Raw genomic sequence first — 20,090 nt, forward strand, 5'->3', positions numbered from 1 at the left:
AATCGGGAATGGCGGATGCCGGGAATGCGTCAATCGCACTGGCCATCCGAACCGGGCTGAAACGAGGTCGGACCTGTTTGCACGGCCAGTGACGCTTTCTTGCAAACAGCTTGAGCGCCTCTTCAGGCCAGGGCTGCTGCGCTCATGATTTCGTTGAGCAGCGTCTCGGCCTGTTCATGTGTATGTGCCCGCAGCAGCCGGGCCGCGTGGCGGCGCAGGTGGGCATGATCCAGGGTGGCGAGGCGGTCGCGTACCTGCAGGATCTGGCCCGGATGCATGCTGAATTCGTGCAGCCCCAGCAGCAGCAGCAGCGCGGTGAAGTTCACGTCGCCAGCGATCTCGCCGCACAGGCTGACCGGCTTCTTCGCGCGGCGGCCCGCACTGATCACGTGCGAGAGCAACCGCAATAGTGCCGGTTGCAGCGGGTTGTAGATGTTTTCCAGTGCGTCGTTGCCACGGTCGGCAGCGAGCACGTACTGGGCCAGGTCGTTGGTGCCGATCGCAAGGAAATCGGCGTGCTCCAGCAGGGCACGCACGTTGATCGCTGCGGCCGGCACCTCGATCATCGCGCCCAGTGGCAGCTTCTCCGGCAGGTCGATGTTCTCGCGCTTCAACTCCTGCCGGGCCAGTTTGAACAGCGTGCGCACCGCGATGAGCTCGTCTGGCTGAGTCACCATCGGCACCAGCACGCGTACCGGGCCATAGCAGGCGGCGCGCAGGATCGCGCGGATCTGGGTGGAGAACACGGCCGGGTAGCGCAATGACAGACGCACGCCACGCACGCCCAAGGCGGGGTTCTCCTCACCGCGCAACACCAGTCCGGCGGCATCGGCCTTGTCGGCACCGAGATCCAGCGTGCGGATGGTCACGGGCAGACCACCCATGCCCATCACCAGATCGCGGTAGGCGATGAACTGTTCGTCTTCCGATGGCAGTCCCTTGTGTTTGAGGAACAGAAATTCGGTGCGGTACAGACCGACGCCGTCGGCGCCGCGAGCACGTGCGTTGGCCACGTCGGCAGGGGTTTCGGCGTTGGCGTACAGGCAGATTTCGACATCGTCGCGGGTGCGCGTGGGCGCATTCGCCAGCTTGGCCAGGCGGCGTCCCTCGATCGCTGCCTCGCGTTGCCAGGCGCGATAGCGCGACAGGTCTTGCGCAGTGGGATGCACCACCGCCTCGCCGCGCTCTGCGTCGAGCAGGATCAGATCGTCGTCGTGGATGTTGGACAGTGCATCGCGAGTGCCGACCAGCATCGGCAGGCCGAGGCTGCGCGCCAGGATCGCACTGTGCGAATACGGGCTGCCGGAACTGCCGACCACGCCGAGCAGGCCATTGCCAGCCAGTTGCGCCATGTCCGCCGGCGCGATGCTGTCGGCGATCAGGATCTCGCCCACGCGCGCGGCCAGCTTGCGTTCTTCCGGACTGGTCTGCCGTTGCAGGGCGGAGATCACCCGGTTGATTACCTGCTCGACATCCTCCTTGCGGCTGCGCAGGTAGGGATCGTCCATCGCCTCGAACACGGCGGACAGGCGGTCGCGCTGCTTCTTCAGCGCAGCGCCGGGGCGGTAGTGGCCGATCCGCACCAGGTCATCCAGGCCGCGCAGCAACTCGGCGTCATCCAGCAGCAGACTGTGTGCGTCGATGAACTCGTTGACCTCGCGGGCCAGCGCGCCATTCAGTTTGCCGCGCAGTTCGCGCAGCTCCTGCCGTGCCGTATCCAGCGCGCGATGCAAATGCTCCAGCTCGGCCTCGATCTCGTCCTCGGCCAACGGCCGGGTGTCGACGGTATATCGGCTGGGCTGCACCAACCGTGCCCGGCCCAGCGCCATGCCATGGGCGGCGATGGTGCCACTGAGCACATGCCTCATGCGCACCACCTCCCATGCCGGATCGGCATGGGAACGAGGATCATCCGCTTGGCAGACGCACTACCCATTCATGCTCCCTCGTCGAACTTGCGATTGAACAACTCGACCACGGCAGTCAGCGCGGGCTGCTCATCCGGGCCATCGACGCGGATGGTCAGTGGCGTGCCGATGCCGGCGGCCAGCATCATCACACCCATGATGCTTTGCGCGTTGATCTCGCGTCCCTTGCTGACCAGCCACACGGTGGATTTGAAACCCTGCACCAGCTGTACCAGTTTGGCGGAGGCGCGCGCGTGCAGGCCGAGCTTGTTGGAAACCACGATTTCTTGTTCAAGCATGATCGATGAAAATCCCCCCACGGCCACCGCTGGCCGCGATCTCGGCGAGTTCGTCCAGTGGTTTTTCCGCATAGTTGAGTACGCGCAACAGCATCGGCAGGTTGAGACCGGAAACGCAGCGCAGATGCACGCCAAGCGCACCGAGTGACAACCCGATATTGCACGGTGTGGCGCCGTAGAGATCGGCCAGCACCAGCACACCGTCGCCCTGGTCCAGCTCGCGTGCGTGGCGCACGGTGAGCGTGCGCATCACGTCCGGATCGGACTGCGGCGGAATCTCCACCGCAGCCACCTGCAGCGGCAGTTTCGGCATCACGTGGTGTGCGGCGGAGATCAATGCCTGGCCGACTGCCTCGTGGGTCATCAACAGCACGCCGACATTCATGGCTGGCTGTCCGTGATATCTGCAGACGGCATGGTCTTCACTCCAGCTCGCGGTGGAAGGTAAGCACGCCTTCGCGAAGGGTGCGGTAATGGGCGGCGAGCTTCTCGACCAGGTAGACCGAGCGGTGTCGGCCGCCGGTACAGCCGACTGAAATCGTCACATAGCTGCGGTCGTCCTGCTCGAAACGCGGCAGCCAGGCATCCAGCCAGCGCGCGGTGTCGGCGAAGTATTCGGCGACCAGTGGTTCGGCATCGAGGAAGTCGCGTACCGGCGCGTCCTTGCCGGACAGCGGGCGCAGGTGTGCATGCCAGTGCGGGTTGGGCAGGCAGCGTGCGTCGAATACGAAGTCCGCATCCAGCGGCAGGCCGCGGCGGAACGCGAACGACTGGAACATCAGGGTGAGTCCTTCGGTCGCCTGCGCGTAACCGGTGGCGACCAGCCGGCGCAGCTGGTGCACGTTCAGCTCGCTGGAATCGATCACTTTTTCGGCGATCGCCATCAACGGGCGCAACAGCCGACGCTCTTCCACGATCGCGTCGGCCAGCGACACCCCGCGGGTGGCCAGCGGGTGGCGACGGCGGGTCTCCGAGTAACGCTTGATCAGCACCGCATCGCTGCAATCGAGGAAGATCAGATGCACCTGCACGCCGGCGGCGGCCAGTTCCGACAGCACCGTGGGCATCAGCTCGAAATCCGCGCCGCGGTTGCGCACGTCGACGCCGACCGCGATGCGTCGCGGCCGGCCGCGGCGTTCACCGCTGGTGGCGGCATTGACCAACTGGGGCAGCAGCGCCGAGGGCAAGTTGTCGACGCAGTAGAACTCCAGATCCTCCAGCGCCCGCAGCGCCACCGTCTTGCCGCCACCGGACATGCCGGTGAGCACGATGAGGTGGATCTCGCGCGGATCGACCAAGGTGTTGAGCAGGGGCGTATCGGTTTCGTTCATGAGTTCACCACGGCGGCAGCCGGCGCAACTGGTGCGCCTGACGGTCGATGAAAGTCTGGGCCGGATCGATGCCCTTGCTCTTCAGCGCGTGACTGCGCACGGCGGCTTCGACCAGTACGGAGAGGTTGCGTCCCGGTGCCACCGGGATGGTGATCATCGGCACCGGCACGTCGAAGATCTCGCGATGGCCGATATCGCCGGTGAGACGGGTCAGCGCGTCCGTATCTTCGCCATCGCGCAACGGCTTGAGGTGGATCACCAGGCGCAGGTACTTGGATGGCTTGACCGACATGTGGCCGAACATCTCGCGCACGTTGAGCACCCCCAGACCGCGCACTTCCAGCAGGTCCTGCAGCAGTTCGGGGCAGCTGCCGTCGATCACGTCCGGTGCAATCAGGGTGAACTCGGTGGCGTCATCGGCGACCAATCGATGGCCGCGGCTGATCAGTTCCAGCGCCAGCTCGCTCTTGCCGGAACCGGCTTCGCCGGTGATCAGCACGCCGATCGAGAACACTTCCAGGAACACCCCGTGCAGGGTGGTTTTCGCCGCCAGCATGCGCGCCAGATGGTACTGCAGGTAGGTCAGCAGCTCGTGGCCGCGCTTGGGGCTGATCCACAGCGGCGTGTTGGTTTCCTCGGCGACTTCGCGCAGGTCGGCCGGTACCGTCTGGTCCTTGGTCACGATCAGTGCCACCGGCTGGTAGGCGGCGATCTTGTGCATCACTTCCCAGCGCTGGCGCGAATCCAGCGCATCGAGGAAGTTCAGCTCCTCGGTGCCGATGATCTGGATCTTGTTCGGGTAGATGACGTTGAGGTAGCCGATCTGCGACGGCCGGCGCGACTGTGCAGCCCCGGGTTCGATCACGCGCGTTTCCCCGCGCATGCCCGACAGCCAGCGGAGGGCCATGCGTTCGTGGACGCCATCGTAGAGTTGTCGCGCGCTGATCCGGTCCAAGCGAAGATCCCTTGTGCCGCATGGACAGCCCGGTGGGCTTGTGCGGCAACGTGACCATTGTGCCAGCTTGGACGGTTATGCGCCTTCGGTCGGAATGAAAGCGGCCCGCCGGAAAGGCGGACCGCTGGCGGAATCAGCCGTACTGGCGCGCTTCGCGCGCTTCGTGCTGATGCTTGTCGCTGACTTTCTCGCGATGCTTGCGCAGCTGGATGACCAGCTTGTCGAACAGGATGTCGATGGAGGCGTACATGTCGGCCTCGGCGGCTTCGGCATGCAGGGTGACGCCGGTGACGCGCAGCGTGCCCTCGGCACATTGTCGGAGCTTGTCGACCGACAGCACGATGGCGAGGCTGGTCAGTTTTTCGTCGAGGCGGGTGAGGCGGTCAAGCTTGGCGGTGGCGTGGTCGCGCAAGGCCGGGGTGACTTCAATCTGCTGGCCGCTGAGTTGGAATTGCATGGGTCGCCTCCTCTGGTGGTGCAGTGCCGCGTTTCGCGGCGGGTTTGACGTACCGTGGCTGGTATGGCGGCGGTACATCGTCAATCATTCTCTTCGTAAGGTATGGGAACGCTCTCCGGTAACCAAGTTCCCGCACGGTTTTTCATGCGGGTCAGCCGGCACGCTGTCGTTCGCTGGAGCTGGGGATGCGCAGCCCTTCGCGGTATTTGGCGACGGTACGGCGGGCGACCTGGATACCCTTGCGTTGCAGTTCCTCGGCAATGGCCTGGTCGGACAGCGGCCTGCGCGCATCCTCGGCATCGATCAGCTTGCGCAACATGGCCTGGATGGCGGTGGCCGAGGCGCTGCCGCCGTCCTCGGTGGATACTCCGCTGGAAAAGAAATATTTCAGTTCGAACGTGCCGCGCGGGGTATGGATGTACTTGCGGGTGGTGACACGCGAGATGGTCGATTCATGCATGCCCACTTCCTCGGCCACCTCGCGCAGCACCAACGGGTGCATCGCCTCGGGACCGTAATCGAGGAAGGCGCTCTGCCGGCGCACGATGGCTTCGGCCACCTTGATCAGGGTTTCGGCGCGCGATTCCAGACTCTTGATCAGCCAGCGCGCCTCCTGCAGCTGGCCGCGCATCCAGCTGGCATCCTCGCCGCGCGCCTGCGCGATCAGGCCGCAGTAGTGCTGGTTCAGCCCCAGTCGCGGCTGCACGTCCGGATTCAGGCTGACCCGCCAGCGGCTGCCGTCGCGCAGGGCGTAGACATCCGGTGCCACGTATTCCACAGGGGTGGCATCGAGGGCGGCGCCGGGGCGCGGGTCGAGGCTGCGGATCAACACGGCGGCGGCGGCCACATCGTCCTCGCCAGCATGCAGGCGCCGGGCCAGCCGTGCGATGTCGTTGCGCGCGAGCAATTCCAGCTCGCTGTCGACCAGGCGCAGAGCCAGCTCGCGCTGCGGCGTGTCCGAGTCGAACTGTTCCAGTTGCACGCGCAGGCAGTCGCGCAGATCCAGGCTGCCGACGCCGGCGGGGTCGAAACCCTGCAATCGACGCCGCACGGCGTCGATTTCACCGGGGCTGACCTTCAGGTCGGGCGGCAGTATCGCCAGCACGGCCTCGATGCCCTCGGACAGGTAGCCGGAGGCATCCAGTGAGTCGATCAGCACGGTCGCGATCAGATGCTGGCGCGGGTTGAACGAAGCCATGTTGAGCTGCCACAGCAGATGCTGCTGCAAAGTCTCGGGAGCTGCGTTCTGCGGCTCGAAATCATCATCGCCGCGCGAACCGGGACTGCCGGAGCTGCCGACGCTGCTGCTGGAAAAATCCATCGGTGATTCGGCTACGGCGCCATCGGCCCATTCGGTACCATCATCGCCGTCGTTCTGGCTGCCCGCGGTAGCGACACTTTCGGCGCTCGGGTATTCGCTTTCGGCGCTTTCGCGATCGGCCGTTTCCTCGTCCTCGGCCTCTTCGGCGAATTCGAGCAGCGGATTGCCCTCGGCGATCTGTCGCAGTTCGGCTTCCAGCTCCAGCTGCGACAGCTGCAACAAGCGGATCGCCTGCTGCAGTTGCGGCGTCAGGGTCAACTGCTGGTGGAGGCGAAACTGCAGTGCGGGTTTCATGCCGGCCGGGTCGAATGAACTCGCGGCCATCCTAGCGCTTGCCCGCAGACGCGGCCATAGCCCACAGGCAGGAGGCCGAAGGGGAGGGTCAGAGGCGGAACTCGCGACCCAGATAGACCTCGCGGACCTTCTCGTCGGCCAGGATGTGCGCAGGGGTACCGCGGGACAGTACCTCGCCGTCGTTCATGATGTAGGCGCGGTCACAGATGCCCAGTGTCTCGCGCACGTTGTGGTCGGTGATCAACACGCCGATGCCGCGTTCCTTCAGGTGCCGCACGATGCGCTGGATTTCGCCGACCGAGATCGGGTCGACGCCGGCAAACGGTTCGTCCAGCAGCATGTAGCGCGGTTGCGCGGCCAGCGCGCGGGCGATTTCCACGCGACGGCGCTCGCCACCGGACAGGCTGATACCGCGCTGATCGGCGATATGCGCGATCTTGAGTTCGTCCAGCAGGCTTTCCAGTTCACTGCTGCGCTGCTGTTCGGTGAGGCCGGTACGCAGCTCCAGTACCGCCATGATGTTGTCCGCCACGCTCAGCCGGCGGAACACCGAGGCCTCCTGCGGCAGGTAGCCGATGCCGAGCTTGGCACGCGCGTGCATCGGCAGGCCGGTGATGTCCTGCTTGTCCAGCTTGATGCTGCCGGCGTCGGCCTCGATCAGGCCAACGATCATGTAGAAGCAGGTGGTCTTGCCGGCACCATTGGGCCCGAGCAACCCGACCACCTCGCCTTCGCGGATCGAGAAGGCAAAGTCCCGCACCACCATGCGCGCCTTGAAACTTTTCTGCAGACCTTCGGCGGAGAGCATGGGTTACGGTTGTCCCTTCGCTGGAGTCGAGCTGCTGCTGGCCGGTGCCGACACCGTACTCGGCGTGGCCGGGGTACTTGAAGCGGAAGCAGGCTTGGCGGTGGATGGTGTCGCTTTGGCATTGGCCGGGCTGGCAGTCTTCGCCGGAGCTGGGCTGGCGGTAGCCGGTTTCGGCTTCGGCAGGAAGATCATGTGCACCTGGCCGTCGCCCTGGCTGTCACCGGTCATGTAAGCGGTCTGCGTGTTGTAGGTGAGCTTGTCGCCATGCGCCTCGCCGCGACCCTGCTGATGAACCACCGCGTGGCCGGTCAGCACCGCAATGCCGTTGATATTGTCATAGTCCAGTTTGTCGGCATCGCCCGTCATCAGGTTTCCGGCATCGTCAACCTGCTCGATGTGCGCCAGCTTGCCCTTGTCGACCGTGATCACGATGCGGCTGATCTGGGTGTCGCCATCTATATAGACGAGTGCCTTGTCACCGGTGGCCTTGAGCGTGCCCTGAGTGGCGATGACGTGGCCGGTCAGCGTGGTGATGGTGTTGGGTGCATTGAAGCCGTCTGTTTTGGTGGCGTGCAGATCCATCGGCTGGCTGCGGTCACTTTGCTTGGCCAGTGCCGGTTGCAGCACGAACAGTCCCAGGACTAGCAGGCCGAGCCGAAGACGGTTTGGGCGTGCGCGGCGGAAAAGTGATGTGGGAGGCATCAAGCAGCTCCAGATGGTTATCGTTGAGGTTGGCACGCATGCCTATCCCGGTCATTGTACGTTCGCCTTGCACGATGTGCGCTGGCTCCGCGGTTTCCATGCGGTTTTCTTTCGGCCACGCGGTTATTTCGGAGGTGTGCATGGTGGTTTCGGCTTGCGCGACCCCGTGGGCGTCGGTATAGGGCGGGCGATGGATATACACCGGCCCCTGCAGCTTGAGCAGGGTGCCTTGCTGGTTGACCCAGCCGTATTGTGATTTCCCATCCCAGTCCGGAACGCCGGGTTGCTTGGCCGGCATCTGGAAGGTCGGTGAGTTGAGATACAGCGATTCGTCGCCTTCGCGCCGCTCCAGGTGCGGCGACTGCACCCGCAAGCCGGGCAGGCCGTCGACATCGTATTCGGTCACGCGGGAATTGATCAGCGTATAGCCGGAGCGTGGCGGCCCGACAAAATCGTGCTCTGCAGGCGCTCCTTGCGTCCACCACAGCAGCAGCTGAAGGACGCCGACAGCAAGCCCGATCACGATGATCGCGGCCGGCACGCGCCGGTCGCGCAGCCAGAGCCGCAAGGTCACTGCCAGTGCTCCCGTTCGGCCGCGCTCTTGCCCTGTGCATGCAGGATCAGGTCGCACACCTCGCGCGCGGCGCCCTGTCCGCCGCTCTTGGAGGTATGCCAGTGCGCCTGTTCGGCCACCCACGGGTGACCATTGGCCACCGCTACCGCCAGGCCGGCCATCCGCATCGGCGGCAGGTCGGGCAGGTCGTCGCCAATGAAGGCAGCCTGTTCCGGCGCGAGATGCAGCGCGTCGAGCAGTTCCAGCAGGCAGGCCCGCTTGTCGCCCTGGCCCTGGTAGACATGGGCGATATCCAGTTCTTCGGCACGCAGCGCGACCGGATGGCTGATCCGGGCGGTGATCAGTGCCACCTGCACGCCGTTGGCCTGCAGCCGTTTCAGGCCAAAGCCGTCATGCACGTGGAACACCTTGGTTTCGCGCCCGTCCTCGCCGTACCACAGGCGTCCGTCGGTCAGGGTGCCGTCGACGTCGAACACGGCCAGACGAACCTTGACAGCGCGGGCGAGGATGTCGGCGGGAAGGTCGGCCAGGTACATGGGATGTGATGGGCTCGTGCTGGGGTTATGGACGGGAACGTGTGATCAGACCACACGTGCACGGAGCAGATCATGAATGTTCAGCGCGCCGACCACGCGTTGCTCGTCATCCACCACCAGCAGTGCATGGATCTGGTGCTTCTCCATCAGCTGTGCGGCTTCGGCTGCCAGCTTGTCGGCACCGATCGTCTTCGGGCCACGGGTCATCAGTTCCGCCACGGTGGCACCGCGCAGGTCCACACCCACATCGTCCAGCGCGCGGCGCAGATCGCCGTCGGTGAATACGCCGAGCAGGCGCTGTCCGGCATCGACCACGGCGGTCATGCCGAGGTGTTTGCGGGTCATCTCGACCAGCGCGGCGGTCAGACTGGCGTCCGGCGACACCCGTGGCACGTCGTCACCGGTGTGCATCACGTCGCTGATGTGCAGCAGCAGGCGCCGGCCCAGGCTGCCGGCGGGATGCGAGCGGGCGAAATCGTCGGAGGTGAAGCCGCGTGCTTCCAGCAGCGCGATCGCCAGCGCGTCGCCTAGCACCAGTGCAACGGTGGTGCTGGTGGTCGGCGCGAGGCCCAGCGGACAGGCTTCGCTGGAAATGCTGCCGTCCAGATGCACATCGGCCTGGGTCGCCAGCGAGGAGTTCGGCTTGCCGGTGATTGCGATCAGCGGGATGCCCTGCCGCTTGATCACCGGCAGGATGAACAGCAGCTCGTCGGTCTCGCCGGAATAGGACAGCGCCAGTACCACGTCCTGCGGCAGGATCATGCCGAGGTCGCCGTGGCTGGCCTCGCCCGGGTGCACGAAGAACGCCGGCGTGCCGGTGGAGGCCAGGGTGGCGGCAATCTTGCGCGCCACATGCCCGGATTTGCCCATGCCGCTGACGATCACGCGGCCCTTGCAGGCCAGGATCAGCCGGCAGGCCTCGACAAAGTCCGTTCCGATCCGTGACTCCAATGCCTGCACTGCCTCCGCCTCGGTGGCGATCACCGCGCGGGCGCTGCGGGCGATGGCATCCGGGTTCAGGTCGATCGGGGTGGCTGGTGCGATGCGTGCGTTCATGGAGGCTCGGGAAAGGAGGGCTGATGCCGGAAATGCCTGACGGCGGGCATCGGATCATGTCGATCTGCTGACACCGTCGTTTCTGTGCCAGTGGATTTCCATTACCATGGCATATTCGCATTTTAACGTCATAAGTACGCGCGTTGGATTGGGCAATCGCCGCAATCCGTGCCGTGCCGACCCAGACTTACGCATGGAACACCCTCGATGGACCCAGCCAGCATCCAGGCAATGATCGAAAACGGCTTGCCCGGAGCACAGGTCGAGGTCAGTGGTGCTGATGGTGTGCATTTCGAGGCGACCGTGGTGGCCGGCCAGTTTGCCGGCAAGCTGCCGCTGGCAAGGCATCGGCTGGTCTACGCCACCCTGGGCGACCTGATGGGTGGCGCGATCCACGCGCTGGCGTTGAAAACCCTGACACCCGAGGAAGTCGCGGCGCGCCGAGGGTGATCTCCGCTCGAATTGAAAAGTCCGGCATGGATGCCGGTTCTTCTTTGCGCTCATGGAGGAGCGCACAAGTATAGGAAAACAATGGCCAAGATCCTGATCAGTGGCGGCGTGCCGCTTCAAGGCGAGGTCGGCATTTCCGGCGCCAAGAACGCCGTGTTGCCGATTCTTGCCGCCTGCCTGCTGGCTGATGAACCGGTCAGCATCGGCAACGTGCCGCATCTGCATGACGTCACCACCTTCATCGAGCTGCTGGGCCAGATGGGTGTGCAACTGGTGCTGGACGACCGCATGAAGATGCACGTCGATCCGCGCACCACCAGCACCTGCGTCGCACCGTACGATCTGGTGCGCACGATGCGTGCCTCGATCCTGGTGCTGGGTCCGCTGGTGGCGCGCTTCGGCCAGGCCGAGGTCTCCCTGCCTGGTGGTTGCGCGATCGGTTCGCGCCCGGTCGACCAGCACATTCGCGGCCTGCAGGCGCTGGGCGCCGACATCACGGTCGAGAACGGCTATATCAAGGCGAAGGCTTCGCGGCTGAAGGGCGCGCGCATCGTGATGGACATGGTCACCGTCACCGGCACCGAGAACATCATGATGGCGGCGACCCTGGCGCAGGGCACCACGGTGATCGAGAACGCTGCGCAGGAACCGGAGGTGGTCGATCTGGCGCATTGCCTGATCGCGATGGGTGCGCAGATCGAGGGTGTTGGCACGTCGACCATGGTGATCCATGGCGTCGAGCGCCTGCATGGCGCCGAACACGAGGTACTACCCGACCGCATCGAGACCGGTACTTACCTGGTCGGTGCGGCGATGACCGGCGGCAAGGTGCGTGCGCGGCATGCCCGCGCCGACACGCTGGACGCGGTGCTGGCCAAGCTGGAAGAATCCGGTGCGCATATATCGACCGGCGACGACTGGATCGAGCTGGACATGGGTGGTCGCCGGCCGAAGGCGGTCAACATCAGCACGGCGCCGTATCCGGCGTTCCCGACCGACATGCAGGCACAGTTCACCGCGCTCAACTGTGTCGCCGAAGGTACCGGCGTGGTGACCGAAACCGTGTTCGAGAACCGTTTCATGCACGCGCAGGAACTGCAGCGGCTCGGCGCAGACATCAGACTTGAAGGCAATACCGCTGTGGTGCAGGGCGTCGCGCAGATGAGCGGCGCACCGATCATGGCCACCGACCTGCGCGCCTCGGCCTGCCTGGTGCTGGCCGGCCTGGTGGCGAAGGGCGATACCATCGTCGACCGCGTCTATCACATCGACCGCGGCTACGAGAACATCGAGGAGAAGCTCGGTGTGCTTGGTGCGAAGATCCGCCGTCTGCCGAATTAGTCGATCCGCTTGCAGAGCTTCGGCTCCAGGAATGGTGCCGAGGCCCTCTGAAGTCAGTTATTGCGTCGAAGACTCCACGCCAGCGCCAGCCAGCAGGGCAGCGCGAGCAGCAGCCACGGCTGGTTCTGCTGCACGACGCCGGGCAACAGATGCAGCAGAATCGCGACCAGCGCGGCGAGCAGTTGCAATGCGAGTACGCCATCGATGAAGCGTGACGCGGCAAGCCCGCGACGTGACCGCCACAATGTCGGCAGCAGCAGGAACGCCAGCGGATTGAACAGCAGCAGGTTGGCGTTGGCCCAGGCCGAGTGGTGCGCAGTCAGCGTCCACAGCACCAGCAGCAGAATACCGACGAGGCCGGCCGCGAGCAGGTACAGCGTGCCGAGCAGCGCGTAACCGGTAGGCCACCAGCGTCGTGCCGTGACGATCAGTGCGGCGATCAACAGCCCGGCGAATGCCAGTGGCAGGCGCAGGTCGGGCGCGGTGGCTGGAGGCACTTCGAGCCGGTTGGGTGACAGCAGATGTTCGCCCAGCAGCAATGGCTGGCCGTTGTCGAGGTGCACGTCGCGCAATTGCGCCTGCAGCACCATCGGCAGGAAACTTTCCTGCCAGGCGTTGAGCGGCTGGTCGGCATACGGCCCCAGGCCAAGATCCATCACCAGCATAAGCCACGGTTGCGCGCTCATCAGGCGGGCGGTCTGCTGGCGATAGGTCATGCCGCCAGCACGTGCCGCGAGCTGTGCTTTCAGCGCTCCGCCAAGCACATGGTTCAACGCGTCGCGCACGCGGGTAGTGCAATTGTCGGCGTAGTAGTCGTAGTTGTAACCGGCGTTTTCGGGGCGCAGGTTCCACAGCAGAAAGTCGCGCAGCGCAGCGGCCTGGTCGGCGTTCAGTGCCAGCCGCTGGCGCGTCACCGAACGACCGTCCTGCATATAACTGGCCTGCTCGAGTTCGCTGTACCCCGCATCCATCAGGTAATGCATGCGACCGCGGGCGAAGTTGAGGAAGAAGTTCGACTCGTTGAAATCGAACACGCCGTAGTTGAAGTCGACCGCTTCGCCCGAGGCGCTGTCGCGCAACTCGATCGCATCGTGGCCGAAGCGTTCCCAATAGGTGGCGCCGGGACCATAGGTGATCAGCGACACTTCAAGGTTGGCACCGGGAGCATTGGCGACACTGGCATGGGCGTTGGGAAACATGCCGAACAACAACAGCACGAACAGCAGCAGGGTGTGACCGGTGCGATGCATGCGACGGGAGCCTTGGCAGGAGGGCGCGGGGTGTCGTGCGAAGAACGTATCAGGCAGCCACGTCGTCAGTCAGCTGCAGGCGACCACGCAGCGAGTTGCTCATCGCCTCGGTGATCACCACGTCGACGAACTGGCCGATCAGCCGCGGATGGCCCGGGAAGTTGACGAAGCGCATGTTCTCGGTGCGTCCGGTCAATTCGCTTGCATCGCGGGTGCTGGGCTTCTCCACCAGCACGCGCTGCACGCTGCCGATCATCGCCTGGCTGATCTTCTTCGCGTTCGCGTTGATGGTCGCCTGCAGTCGGGTCAGTCGCGCATGCTTCTCCGTCGCGGGCGTATCGTCAGCCAGATTCGCCGCCGGCGTGCCGGGGCGCGAGGAGAAGATGAAGGAGAAGCTCTGGTCGAAGCCGATGTCGTCGATCAGCTTCATGGTCTTCTCGAAATCCTCGGCAGTCTCGCCGGGGAAGCCGACGATGAAGTCGGAGGACACGCAGATATCCGGGCGCACTGCACGCAGCTTGCGGATCTTCTGCTTGAACTCCAGCGCGGTGTAGCCGCGCTTCATAGCGCTGAGGATGCGGTCGGAGCCGGCCTGCACCGGCAAGTGCAGGTAGTTCGCCAGCTGCGGCACGTTGGCATACGCCTCGATCAGCGAGTCGGAAAATTCCAGCGGATGCGAGGTGGTGAAGCGGATGCGACCGATGCCGTCGATCTGCGCGATCGCGTGGATCAGCACGGCGAGGTCCGCGATGCCGCCATCGTGGGTCGGACCGCGATAGGCGTTGACGTTCTGGCCGAGCAGGTTGACCTCGCGCACGCCCTGCGCGGCGAGCTGGGCCACCTCGACAATCACGTCGTCGAACGGACGGCTGAGCTCCTCGCCACGGGTGTACGGCACCACGCAGTAGCTGCAGTATTTCGAGCAACCTTCCATGATCGAGACGAACGCGGTCGGGCCTTCGGCGCGCGGCTCGGGCAGGCGGTCGAACTTCTCGATCTCGGGAAAGCTGATGTCGACCTGCGGCTTGCCGCTGATGCGTTGCTTCTCGATCAGCTCGGGCAGGCGATGCAGGGTCTGCGGGCCGAACACCAAGTCCACATACGGCGCGCGCTTGACGATCGCGTCGCCCTCCTGCGAGGCCACGCAGCCGCCCACACCGATCAGCACCGGCTTGCCATCCTTCTTGTGATGTTTCCAACGGCCGAGCTGGCTGAACACCTTTTCCTGCGCCTTCTCGCGGATCGAGCAGGTGTTGATCAGGATCACGTCGGCCTCGGACTCGTCCTGGGTCAATTCCATGCCATGCGACGCCTTGAGCACGTCGGCCATCTTGGCCGAGTCGTACTCGTTCATCTGGCAGCCGTGGGTCTTGATGAAAAGCTTGCCGCTCATGACGTGGGAATACCGTGGTTCGTGAAGCAGTAGGTGCAATCCGCTGAACTCCGCAGTTTACCTGTCTGCAAGCAGGCCTGCCAGTCGATCAGGCATGTCAGATCAAGCACTTGCGGCAACTGGCGCGGCGCCGGGCGGCCGTCCCGAGTGTTGTGTGGTCCAGGCGTTCGGCGAATGCTGCACGACGCACGAAATGGCGACCGCGCACTTGGCGTTGGCAGTGCATGGCGGCACACTGCGCCCATGCTCGACGTTGCAAGTCACGGGGGAAGCGTCGATCGGCCTGCCAGGGGCTTCCCATCAAACGCGATCCTTTCAAGGGTCGTGATGGGCTGTGCGCTGCTGTGGATCGGCTGCTGGAGCGCCGGGGCACGGGCCGGCACGCTGTACCAGTGCACTGGTGCCAGCGGCGAGGTGGCATACAGCAGCAGCAAGGTGGGTTACCACGGTTGCAAGGCGATCAGCACTTATGCCACGCCGGCACCTGCTCGCCTGGTACCCCCGCCACGTGTCGGGCTGACCGGGGTGACCGGTTCGGTCGAGACCACGGCACGCCCTCTGGTGGCTGAGAGTCTGGAGTCGACTTCGCTTGCCAATGTGCAAGGTTCAGTCGAAAGCAGTGCGCGCCATCTCGGCGAGGCACAGGTGCAGCGCGCCTCGCTGGCGGCAGTGCATGGCTCGGTCGAGACCACGGCCAAGCTCCCGCTTGCAGCCGTTGCCGCCGGCACGCCTGGACAATGGAGTTATCACGAATCGCATGGTGCCGAGGCTCCGCTGGCTGCCGTGGCGGAAGACCCCGGCAGCCGCATTCTGCGTGGCGCGGTCTACCGCATCGTGCGTGCCGATGGCAGCGTGGAGTACACCAACCTGCGTCCGGACGGCCAGAAGGGACGTACCGTGACCATGCTCTTCAGCTATCTCGCGACCTGTGTTGCCTGCGACCTGCATTCGACGATCCGCTGGGGCAGTGTCTCGCTCAATCTGACCGCCTATGCCGATACGATCCGCGCAGCCAGCGTGGAATATGGAGTCGACGAGGCGTTCCTGCGCGCGATCATCCACGCCGAGAGCGCATTCAACCCGCGTGCGCTGTCACTGAAGGGAGCGCAGGGACTGATGCAGCTGATGCCGGCCACGGCCAGCGACATGGGTGTGCTCGACGCCTTCAATACCGAGCAGAACATTCGTGGCGGTGCGCGTTACCTGAGCCTGCTGCTGCACAACTTCAACGGCAGCGAGCGACTGGCTGCCGCTGCCTACAACGCCGGGCCCGGTGCCGTGCAGCGCTACAGCGGCGTACCGCCGTATGCGGAAACCCAGGTGTATGTGGAGCGTGTGGAAACCCTGCGCAAGCGCTATGGCGCGGCCATCCATCCGACGCTCGCCGCGCGCGGCGCGGGTTGAATCAATTGCCCAAAGATGGACTGGTGCTGGTCGTTGGCCGTTGCGCCAGGGTGACTTCGATGTGGAACGGGACACCATCGCGCAGGCCCGAGACCTCGACCTTGCTGCCCGGCTTGATCGCGGCTTCGCGCCGGCGCAGGTCGGATGGGTCGAGAATGTCGGTGTCGCCGATCTGAAGCAGGATGTCGCGTGGCTTGATGCCGGCCTGCGCCGCCGGACCGCCGGGATAGACTTCGCTGACCTGGACGCCGCGCGCCGCAGCCGGCAGGCCGCCGTTGGCGGCCAGCGGCACGAACGCATAATCGGCGCCCAGCCAGCCGCGCACGACGTGGCCGGTGGTGATCAGCTGATCCAGCACCTTGCGGGCGGTGGCGACCGGGATCGCGAAACCGATGCCCTCGGCACCGGCCGCATTGCCGATCAGCAAGGTGTTGATGCCGATCAGTTCACCCTCGGTATTGATCAGCGCACCGCCGGAGTTGCCCGGATTGATCGCGGCGTCGGTCTGGATGAAATCCTCGGCGCTCGAGCTGTTCAGCTGGCGCCCCACGGCGCTGACGATGCCCATGGTCACGGTCTGGTTGAGGCCGAGCGGGTTGCCGATCGCCAGCACCACGTCGCCGGCGCGCAACGACTGCTGATCGGCCATGCGGATTACCGGCAGGTTGACGGCTTCGATCTTCAGGACAGCAAGATCGGTTTCCTCATCCGCCCCTACCAGGGTGGCTTGGGCGATGCGACCGTCGTAGAGCAACACCTGGATGTCGGAGGCGTGGGCAATCACGTGGTTGTTGGTCAGCACGTAACCCTGGCCCTGCGCGCTGACAATGACGCCAGAGCCGAGAGTCTGTTCGCTGTGCTTGTAGGTCGTGGGCTGGCCGCCGAGCAACTGCTGCAGGACCGGGTTGTCGTACATCTTCACCGCCGGTTCGGTGACGATCTTGTTCGCGTAGATGTTCACCACCGAGGGGGCGGCGATCGCCACGGCATTTGCGTACGAGACCGGGCCGCTGACGGCGGGTGCGGTGGCAGCTACCGGTGGCTTGGTCGCGGTCAGGCCAAAACGCGCGCGCATGCGCTCGCCGCTGCCCGGCCAGAACAGGCCGACCACGAACGCCATCGCCAGACCGAGGATGACGCAGCGTGCGATGAAGGCGAGCGTGCCGGCGGCATGTTTCATGTCGAGGAGAAGGTGTTCCGGCAAATCATGGCGAGGGTCACGGCGGATCGACTTTCGCCGGGATGTGGTTTTATTGTACGGGGCTGGGGCTGACGCTACACTAACGCGATTTTTGCGGGGCCCAAAACCCTACCATGCAAGTACCGGAGAGCCTGATGGCGAACGAAGTCGTCGATCATGGCCGCCGCCGCTTCCTGACAGCAACCACCGCGGTGGTTGGTGGCATCGGGATCGTGTCGGCAGCTGTGCCCTTCATCAAGTCGTGGGAACCCAGCGCACGTGCCAAGGCCGCTGGTGCTCCGGTCACCCAGTCACTGAAAAAGATCGAGTCCGGTCAGCAGCTGATCGTGGGCTGGCGCAGTCTGCCGGTCTTCATCGTCAATCGCACGCCGGCGCAGCTGGCCGCGTTGCCGCAGCAGGCGCCGCGACTGGTCGATCCGAAGTCGGATGGCAGCTCGGCCGCCCAGCAGCCGAAATACGCACAGAACGAAACCCGCTCGATCAAGCCCGAGTGGCTGGTGATGGTCGGCATCTGCACCCACCTTGGTTGCGTGCCGAACTACGTGGGCGAGATGAAGCCCGAGCCGTTCGATCCGAACTGGCAGGGCGGCTACTACTGCCCGTGCCACCATTCGCGCTACGACATGGCCGGTCGCGTGTACCAGGGTGTGCCGGCGCCGAAGAACATGGAAATCCCGCCTTACAACTTCATTGACGACACCACCATCCAGATTGGCGTGGATCCGAAGGGGGCTGCGTAATGGCCAACGTATTCACGAGCATCGGCGACTGGGTCAACGAGCGTGCGCCGAACCTTGCGCCGACCTACCGCAAGCACATGACCGAGTACTACGCGCCGAAGAACTTCAATCTCTGGTACTACTTCGGCTCGCTGGCGTTGGTGGTGCTGATCAACCAGATCGTCACCGGCATCTTCCTCACCATGAACTACAACCCGAGCGCGGCGGGAGCCTTCGACTCGGTGCAGTACATCATGCGTGACGTGGAGTGGGGTTGGCTGATCCGCTACATGCACTCCACCGGTGCCTCGCTGTTCTTCGTGGTGGTGTTCCTGCACATGTTCCGCGGCATCATGTACGGCTCGTACAAGAAGCCGCGCGAGCTGGTGTGGCTGCTCGGCATGCTGATCTTCCTGGTGCTGATGGCCGAAGCCTTCATGGGCTACGTGCTGCCGTGGGGCAACATGTCGTTCTGGGGTGCCAAGGTGATCGTGTCGCTGTTCGGCACCATCCCGGTGATCGGCGGCACCCTGGTCGAATGGATCATGGGCGACTTCCTGCCGGCCGATGCCACGCTGAACCGCTTCTTCGCATTGCACGTGATCGCGTTGCCGATCGTGCTGCTGCTGCTGGTGGTGCTGCACCTGGCCGCGTTGCACGAAGTGGGTTCGAACAATCCCGATGGCGTCGAGATCAAGAAGGGGCCCAAGGGCAACCGCTGGGACGCGCTGAAGCCGACTGACGGCATTCCGTTCCATCCGTACTACACGGTGAAGGACCTGGTCGGCGTGGGCTTCTTCCTGCTGATCGCGGCGTTCATCATCTTCTTCGCGCCGACCTTCGGCGGCTGGTTCCTCGAGCACGACAACTCGATCATGGCCAACAACCTGGTCACCCCGGCCGAAATCAAGCCGGTGTGGTACTTCACTCCGTTCTACGCGATCGTGCGGATGATCCCGTCGTTCGCGGGCACGGCCGTGTGGGGCGTGCTGGCCATGTTCGGCGCGATTGCGGTGCTGTTCCTGCTACCGTGGTTCGATCGTGGCCAGGTCAAGTCGATCCGCTACCGCGGCACCGGCTACAAGGTGGCGCTGGGTGTGTTCGTGATCGCCTTCCTGGGCCTCGGTTCGGTTGGTGCCGGCATCACCGCGGAAGTGATCCCCGAGTGGTTCGGCAACGTCGACCTGACGACCTGGGAAAACGCGTTCGGTCGCCTGATGACGCTGCTTTACTTCGGCTTCTTCGCATTCCTTTGGGCCTACACGCATTTCGGCTGGGAAAAGACCAAGCCGGTTCCGGATCGGGTGACGATGCATGACTAAGCGGCAGATCACGATGAAGCATTTCCTCTCCGCGGCTGCGCTGGCACTCGGTCTGCTGGTCGGCGGCGTGCCGGCACATGCCGAAGGCGAAGGCGGGCTGCTCAAGTCCGGTGCCGACGTGCGCGACCAGGCCTCGCTGCAGCGCGGCGCCAGGCTGTTCTTCAACTACTGCGTCGGCTGCCACTCGCTGAAGTATGTGCGCTACTCGCGCATCGCCGAGGACCTGGGCCTTTCCGAACAGGAGGTAATGCAGAACCTCAACTTCACCGGGGCCAGGTTCGACGACCCGGTGATCTCGCACATGCCCGCCGAATCGGCCGGCAAGTGGTTCGGCAAGGCTCCGCCGGATCTCTCGCTGGAAGTGAGTGCGAAGAGTTCGGACTGGGTCTATACCTATCTCAACTCGTTCTACCTGGACCCGCACAGCCCGATCGGCTGGAACAACACCGCGTTGCCGAATGCCGCCATGCCGTTCCCGTTGTGGGAGCTGCAGGGCTTGCAGACGGCGGTGATGAAGCCAGGCACTGATGAGGTGGAGAAGCTGGAACTGAGCAAGCCGGGCAAGCTGACGCCGGCGCAGTTCCAGCAGGCCACCCGCGACCTGACCAGCTTCCTGGAATACGCTTCCGAGCCGGCCGCGCTGCAGCGCCACCACTACGGCATCTGGGTGCTGCTGTTCCTGGCGTTCTTCACCTTGCTGGCTGCCATGCTCAAGAAGGAATACTGGAAGGACGTCCACTGAAGTCGGGTGGCACTATCCGACTGCGGCG

21 protein-coding genes are annotated in these 20,090 nt (G+C 64.5%); 6 read left to right on the plus strand and 15 right to left on the minus strand.

Annotated features, from left to right (window positions below):
* Nucleotides 1-122 precede the first annotated feature (122 nt).
* The 12 genes from ptsP to B0E50_RS15460 form a co-directional block, all read right to left on the minus strand.
* Nucleotides 123-1,868: a phosphoenolpyruvate--protein phosphotransferase gene (gene ptsP / locus B0E50_RS15405; RefSeq protein ID WP_077442220.1), complete on the minus strand. Its 1,746-nt coding sequence runs from the start codon at nt 1,866-1,868 to the stop codon at nt 123-125.
* A gap of 68 nt (nt 1,869-1,936) precedes the next feature.
* Nucleotides 1,937-2,206 (minus strand): HPr family phosphocarrier protein, encoded by a 270-nt coding sequence (locus B0E50_RS15410; RefSeq protein ID WP_077442221.1) that lies wholly within the window; start codon nt 2,204-2,206, stop codon nt 1,937-1,939.
* Nucleotides 2,199-2,591, minus strand: a complete 393-nt coding sequence (locus B0E50_RS15415; protein WP_077442222.1) for a PTS fructose IIA subunit family protein — start codon at nt 2,589-2,591, stop codon at nt 2,199-2,201. The genes B0E50_RS15410 and B0E50_RS15415 overlap by 8 nt, the downstream gene beginning before the upstream one ends.
* 37 nt (nt 2,592-2,628) lie before the next feature.
* The gene (gene rapZ / locus B0E50_RS15420; protein WP_077442223.1) at nt 2,629-3,537 is read right to left on the minus strand and encodes an RNase adapter RapZ; all 909 of its coding nucleotides are present in this window, start codon (nt 3,535-3,537) and stop codon (nt 2,629-2,631) included.
* A gap of 4 nt (nt 3,538-3,541) precedes the next feature.
* Nucleotides 3,542-4,492, minus strand: a complete 951-nt coding sequence (hprK, locus tag B0E50_RS15425) for an HPr(Ser) kinase/phosphatase (protein WP_077442224.1) — start codon at nt 4,490-4,492, stop codon at nt 3,542-3,544.
* Nucleotides 4,493-4,625: 133 nt separating this feature from the next.
* Entirely contained in the window at nt 4,626-4,949 is a 324-nt protein-coding gene (gene raiA / locus B0E50_RS15430) for a ribosome-associated translation inhibitor RaiA (RefSeq protein WP_077442225.1), read from the minus strand.
* Nucleotides 4,950-5,100: 151 nt separating this feature from the next.
* Nucleotides 5,101-6,564 carry an RNA polymerase factor sigma-54 gene (locus tag B0E50_RS15435; protein WP_077442639.1) on the minus strand — a complete coding sequence of 488 codons (1,464 nt, stop codon included), beginning with the start codon at nt 6,562-6,564 and terminating at the stop codon, nt 5,101-5,103.
* Between the two features lie 88 nt (nt 6,565-6,652).
* Nucleotides 6,653-7,372, minus strand: coding sequence for an LPS export ABC transporter ATP-binding protein (gene lptB, locus B0E50_RS15440; RefSeq protein WP_077442226.1), 720 nt, complete (start codon nt 7,370-7,372; stop codon nt 6,653-6,655).
* A 3-nt stretch (nt 7,373-7,375) separates the two neighbouring features.
* Nucleotides 7,376-7,954 (minus strand): lipopolysaccharide transport periplasmic protein LptA, encoded by a 579-nt coding sequence (gene lptA / locus B0E50_RS15445; protein WP_343124523.1) that lies wholly within the window; start codon nt 7,952-7,954, stop codon nt 7,376-7,378.
* Between the two features lie 13 nt (nt 7,955-7,967).
* Entirely contained in the window at nt 7,968-8,648 is a 681-nt protein-coding gene (gene lptC, locus B0E50_RS15450) for an LPS export ABC transporter periplasmic protein LptC (protein ID WP_077442228.1), read from the minus strand.
* On the minus strand, nt 8,645-9,184 hold the full coding sequence (locus tag B0E50_RS15455) for an HAD hydrolase family protein (protein WP_077442229.1): 540 nt from the start codon (nt 9,182-9,184) through the stop codon (nt 8,645-8,647). The genes lptC and B0E50_RS15455 overlap by 4 nt, the downstream gene beginning before the upstream one ends.
* Nucleotides 9,185-9,229: 45 nt before the next feature.
* Complete coding sequence (locus B0E50_RS15460) at nt 9,230-10,240, minus strand: KpsF/GutQ family sugar-phosphate isomerase (RefSeq protein ID WP_077442230.1); 1,011 nt, start codon at nt 10,238-10,240, stop codon at nt 9,230-9,232.
* 207 nt (nt 10,241-10,447) lie between these two features.
* Between B0E50_RS15460 and B0E50_RS15465 the strand changes: the two genes are divergently transcribed.
* Both B0E50_RS15465 and murA read left to right on the plus strand, forming a co-directional pair.
* Nucleotides 10,448-10,690, plus strand: coding sequence for a BolA family protein (locus tag B0E50_RS15465; protein WP_077442231.1), 243 nt, complete (start codon nt 10,448-10,450; stop codon nt 10,688-10,690).
* Nucleotides 10,691-10,771: 81 nt separating this feature from the next.
* Nucleotides 10,772-12,031, plus strand: coding sequence for a UDP-N-acetylglucosamine 1-carboxyvinyltransferase (gene murA, locus B0E50_RS15470; protein ID WP_077442232.1), 1,260 nt, complete (start codon nt 10,772-10,774; stop codon nt 12,029-12,031).
* A 53-nt stretch (nt 12,032-12,084) separates the two neighbouring features.
* On the opposite strand, the gene B0E50_RS15475 is transcribed toward murA, so the two are convergent.
* Both B0E50_RS15475 and miaB read right to left on the minus strand, forming a co-directional pair.
* The gene (locus B0E50_RS15475; RefSeq protein WP_254427346.1) at nt 12,085-13,230 is read right to left on the minus strand and encodes a DUF4105 domain-containing protein; all 1,146 of its coding nucleotides are present in this window, start codon (nt 13,228-13,230) and stop codon (nt 12,085-12,087) included.
* A gap of 100 nt (nt 13,231-13,330) precedes the next feature.
* Nucleotides 13,331-14,674, minus strand: a complete 1,344-nt coding sequence (miaB, locus tag B0E50_RS15480) for a tRNA (N6-isopentenyl adenosine(37)-C2)-methylthiotransferase MiaB (protein WP_077442234.1) — start codon at nt 14,672-14,674, stop codon at nt 13,331-13,333.
* A 327-nt stretch (nt 14,675-15,001) separates the two neighbouring features.
* Between miaB and B0E50_RS15485 the strand changes: the two genes are divergently transcribed.
* Nucleotides 15,002-16,078, plus strand: coding sequence for a lytic transglycosylase domain-containing protein (locus tag B0E50_RS15485; RefSeq protein ID WP_254427311.1), 1,077 nt, complete (start codon nt 15,002-15,004; stop codon nt 16,076-16,078).
* Between the two features lies 1 nt (nt 16,079).
* Here B0E50_RS15485 and B0E50_RS15490 read toward each other — a convergent pair whose 3' ends face one another.
* Nucleotides 16,080-17,258: a trypsin-like peptidase domain-containing protein gene (locus B0E50_RS15490; RefSeq protein ID WP_077442236.1), complete on the minus strand. Its 1,179-nt coding sequence runs from the start codon at nt 17,256-17,258 to the stop codon at nt 16,080-16,082.
* A 155-nt stretch (nt 17,259-17,413) separates the two neighbouring features.
* Between B0E50_RS15490 and petA the strand changes: the two genes are divergently transcribed.
* Genes petA through B0E50_RS15505 form a run of 3 tightly spaced genes read left to right on the plus strand, consistent with a single transcriptional unit; the run spans nt 17,414 to nt 20,062 of the window.
* Nucleotides 17,414-18,019, plus strand: a complete 606-nt coding sequence (gene petA, locus B0E50_RS15495; RefSeq protein ID WP_077442237.1) for a ubiquinol-cytochrome c reductase iron-sulfur subunit — start codon at nt 17,414-17,416, stop codon at nt 18,017-18,019.
* Nucleotides 18,019-19,320 (plus strand): cytochrome bc complex cytochrome b subunit, encoded by a 1,302-nt coding sequence (locus tag B0E50_RS15500; protein ID WP_077442238.1) that lies wholly within the window; start codon nt 18,019-18,021, stop codon nt 19,318-19,320. Before petA ends, B0E50_RS15500 begins: the two co-directional genes overlap by 1 nt.
* 13 nt (nt 19,321-19,333) lie before the next feature.
* Nucleotides 19,334-20,062, plus strand: coding sequence for a cytochrome c1 (locus B0E50_RS15505; protein WP_077442239.1), 729 nt, complete (start codon nt 19,334-19,336; stop codon nt 20,060-20,062).
* Nucleotides 20,063-20,090: the final 28 nt, after the last annotated feature.

Origin of the sequence: Rhodanobacter sp. C01, assembly GCF_002001045.1 — a bacterium.
In the GTDB taxonomy this organism is placed as follows: Bacteria; Pseudomonadota; Gammaproteobacteria; order Xanthomonadales; family Rhodanobacteraceae; genus Rhodanobacter.

What these genes read in the sequence shown, in the direction of transcription:
- ptsP (WP_077442220.1), bottom strand. Translation starts at nt 1,868, where the DNA reads ATGAGGCATGTGCTCAGTGGCACCATCGCCGCCCATGGCATGGCGCTG.
- B0E50_RS15410 (WP_077442221.1), bottom strand. Translation starts at nt 2,206, where the DNA reads ATGCTTGAACAAGAAATCGTGGTTTCCAACAAGCTCGGCCTGCACGCG.
- B0E50_RS15415 (WP_077442222.1), bottom strand. Translation starts at nt 2,591, where the DNA reads ATGAATGTCGGCGTGCTGTTGATGACCCACGAGGCAGTCGGCCAGGCA.
- rapZ (WP_077442223.1), bottom strand. Translation starts at nt 3,537, where the DNA reads ATGAACGAAACCGATACGCCCCTGCTCAACACCTTGGTCGATCCGCGC.
- raiA (WP_077442225.1), bottom strand. Translation starts at nt 4,949, where the DNA reads ATGCAATTCCAACTCAGCGGCCAGCAGATTGAAGTCACCCCGGCCTTG.
- B0E50_RS15435 (WP_077442639.1), bottom strand. Translation starts at nt 6,564, where the DNA reads ATGAAACCCGCACTGCAGTTTCGCCTCCACCAGCAGTTGACCCTGACG.
- lptB (WP_077442226.1), bottom strand. Translation starts at nt 7,372, where the DNA reads ATGCTCTCCGCCGAAGGTCTGCAGAAAAGTTTCAAGGCGCGCATGGTG.
- lptA (WP_343124523.1), bottom strand. Translation starts at nt 7,954, where the DNA reads ATGGATCTGCACGCCACCAAAACAGACGGCTTCAATGCACCCAACACC.
- B0E50_RS15455 (WP_077442229.1), bottom strand. Translation starts at nt 9,184, where the DNA reads ATGTACCTGGCCGACCTTCCCGCCGACATCCTCGCCCGCGCTGTCAAG.
- B0E50_RS15460 (WP_077442230.1), bottom strand. Translation starts at nt 10,240, where the DNA reads ATGAACGCACGCATCGCACCAGCCACCCCGATCGACCTGAACCCGGAT.
- B0E50_RS15465 (WP_077442231.1), top strand. Translation starts at nt 10,448, where the DNA reads ATGGACCCAGCCAGCATCCAGGCAATGATCGAAAACGGCTTGCCCGGA.
- murA (WP_077442232.1), top strand. Translation starts at nt 10,772, where the DNA reads ATGGCCAAGATCCTGATCAGTGGCGGCGTGCCGCTTCAAGGCGAGGTC.
- B0E50_RS15475 (WP_254427346.1), bottom strand. Translation starts at nt 13,230, where the DNA reads ATGTTTCCCAACGCCCATGCCAGTGTCGCCAATGCTCCCGGTGCCAAC.
- miaB (WP_077442234.1), bottom strand. Translation starts at nt 14,674, where the DNA reads ATGAGCGGCAAGCTTTTCATCAAGACCCACGGCTGCCAGATGAACGAG.
- B0E50_RS15485 (WP_254427311.1), top strand. Translation starts at nt 15,002, where the DNA reads ATGGGCTGTGCGCTGCTGTGGATCGGCTGCTGGAGCGCCGGGGCACGG.
- B0E50_RS15490 (WP_077442236.1), bottom strand. Translation starts at nt 17,258, where the DNA reads ATGAAACATGCCGCCGGCACGCTCGCCTTCATCGCACGCTGCGTCATC.
- petA (WP_077442237.1), top strand. Translation starts at nt 17,414, where the DNA reads ATGGCGAACGAAGTCGTCGATCATGGCCGCCGCCGCTTCCTGACAGCA.
- B0E50_RS15500 (WP_077442238.1), top strand. Translation starts at nt 18,019, where the DNA reads ATGGCCAACGTATTCACGAGCATCGGCGACTGGGTCAACGAGCGTGCG.
- B0E50_RS15505 (WP_077442239.1), top strand. Translation starts at nt 19,334, where the DNA reads ATGAAGCATTTCCTCTCCGCGGCTGCGCTGGCACTCGGTCTGCTGGTC.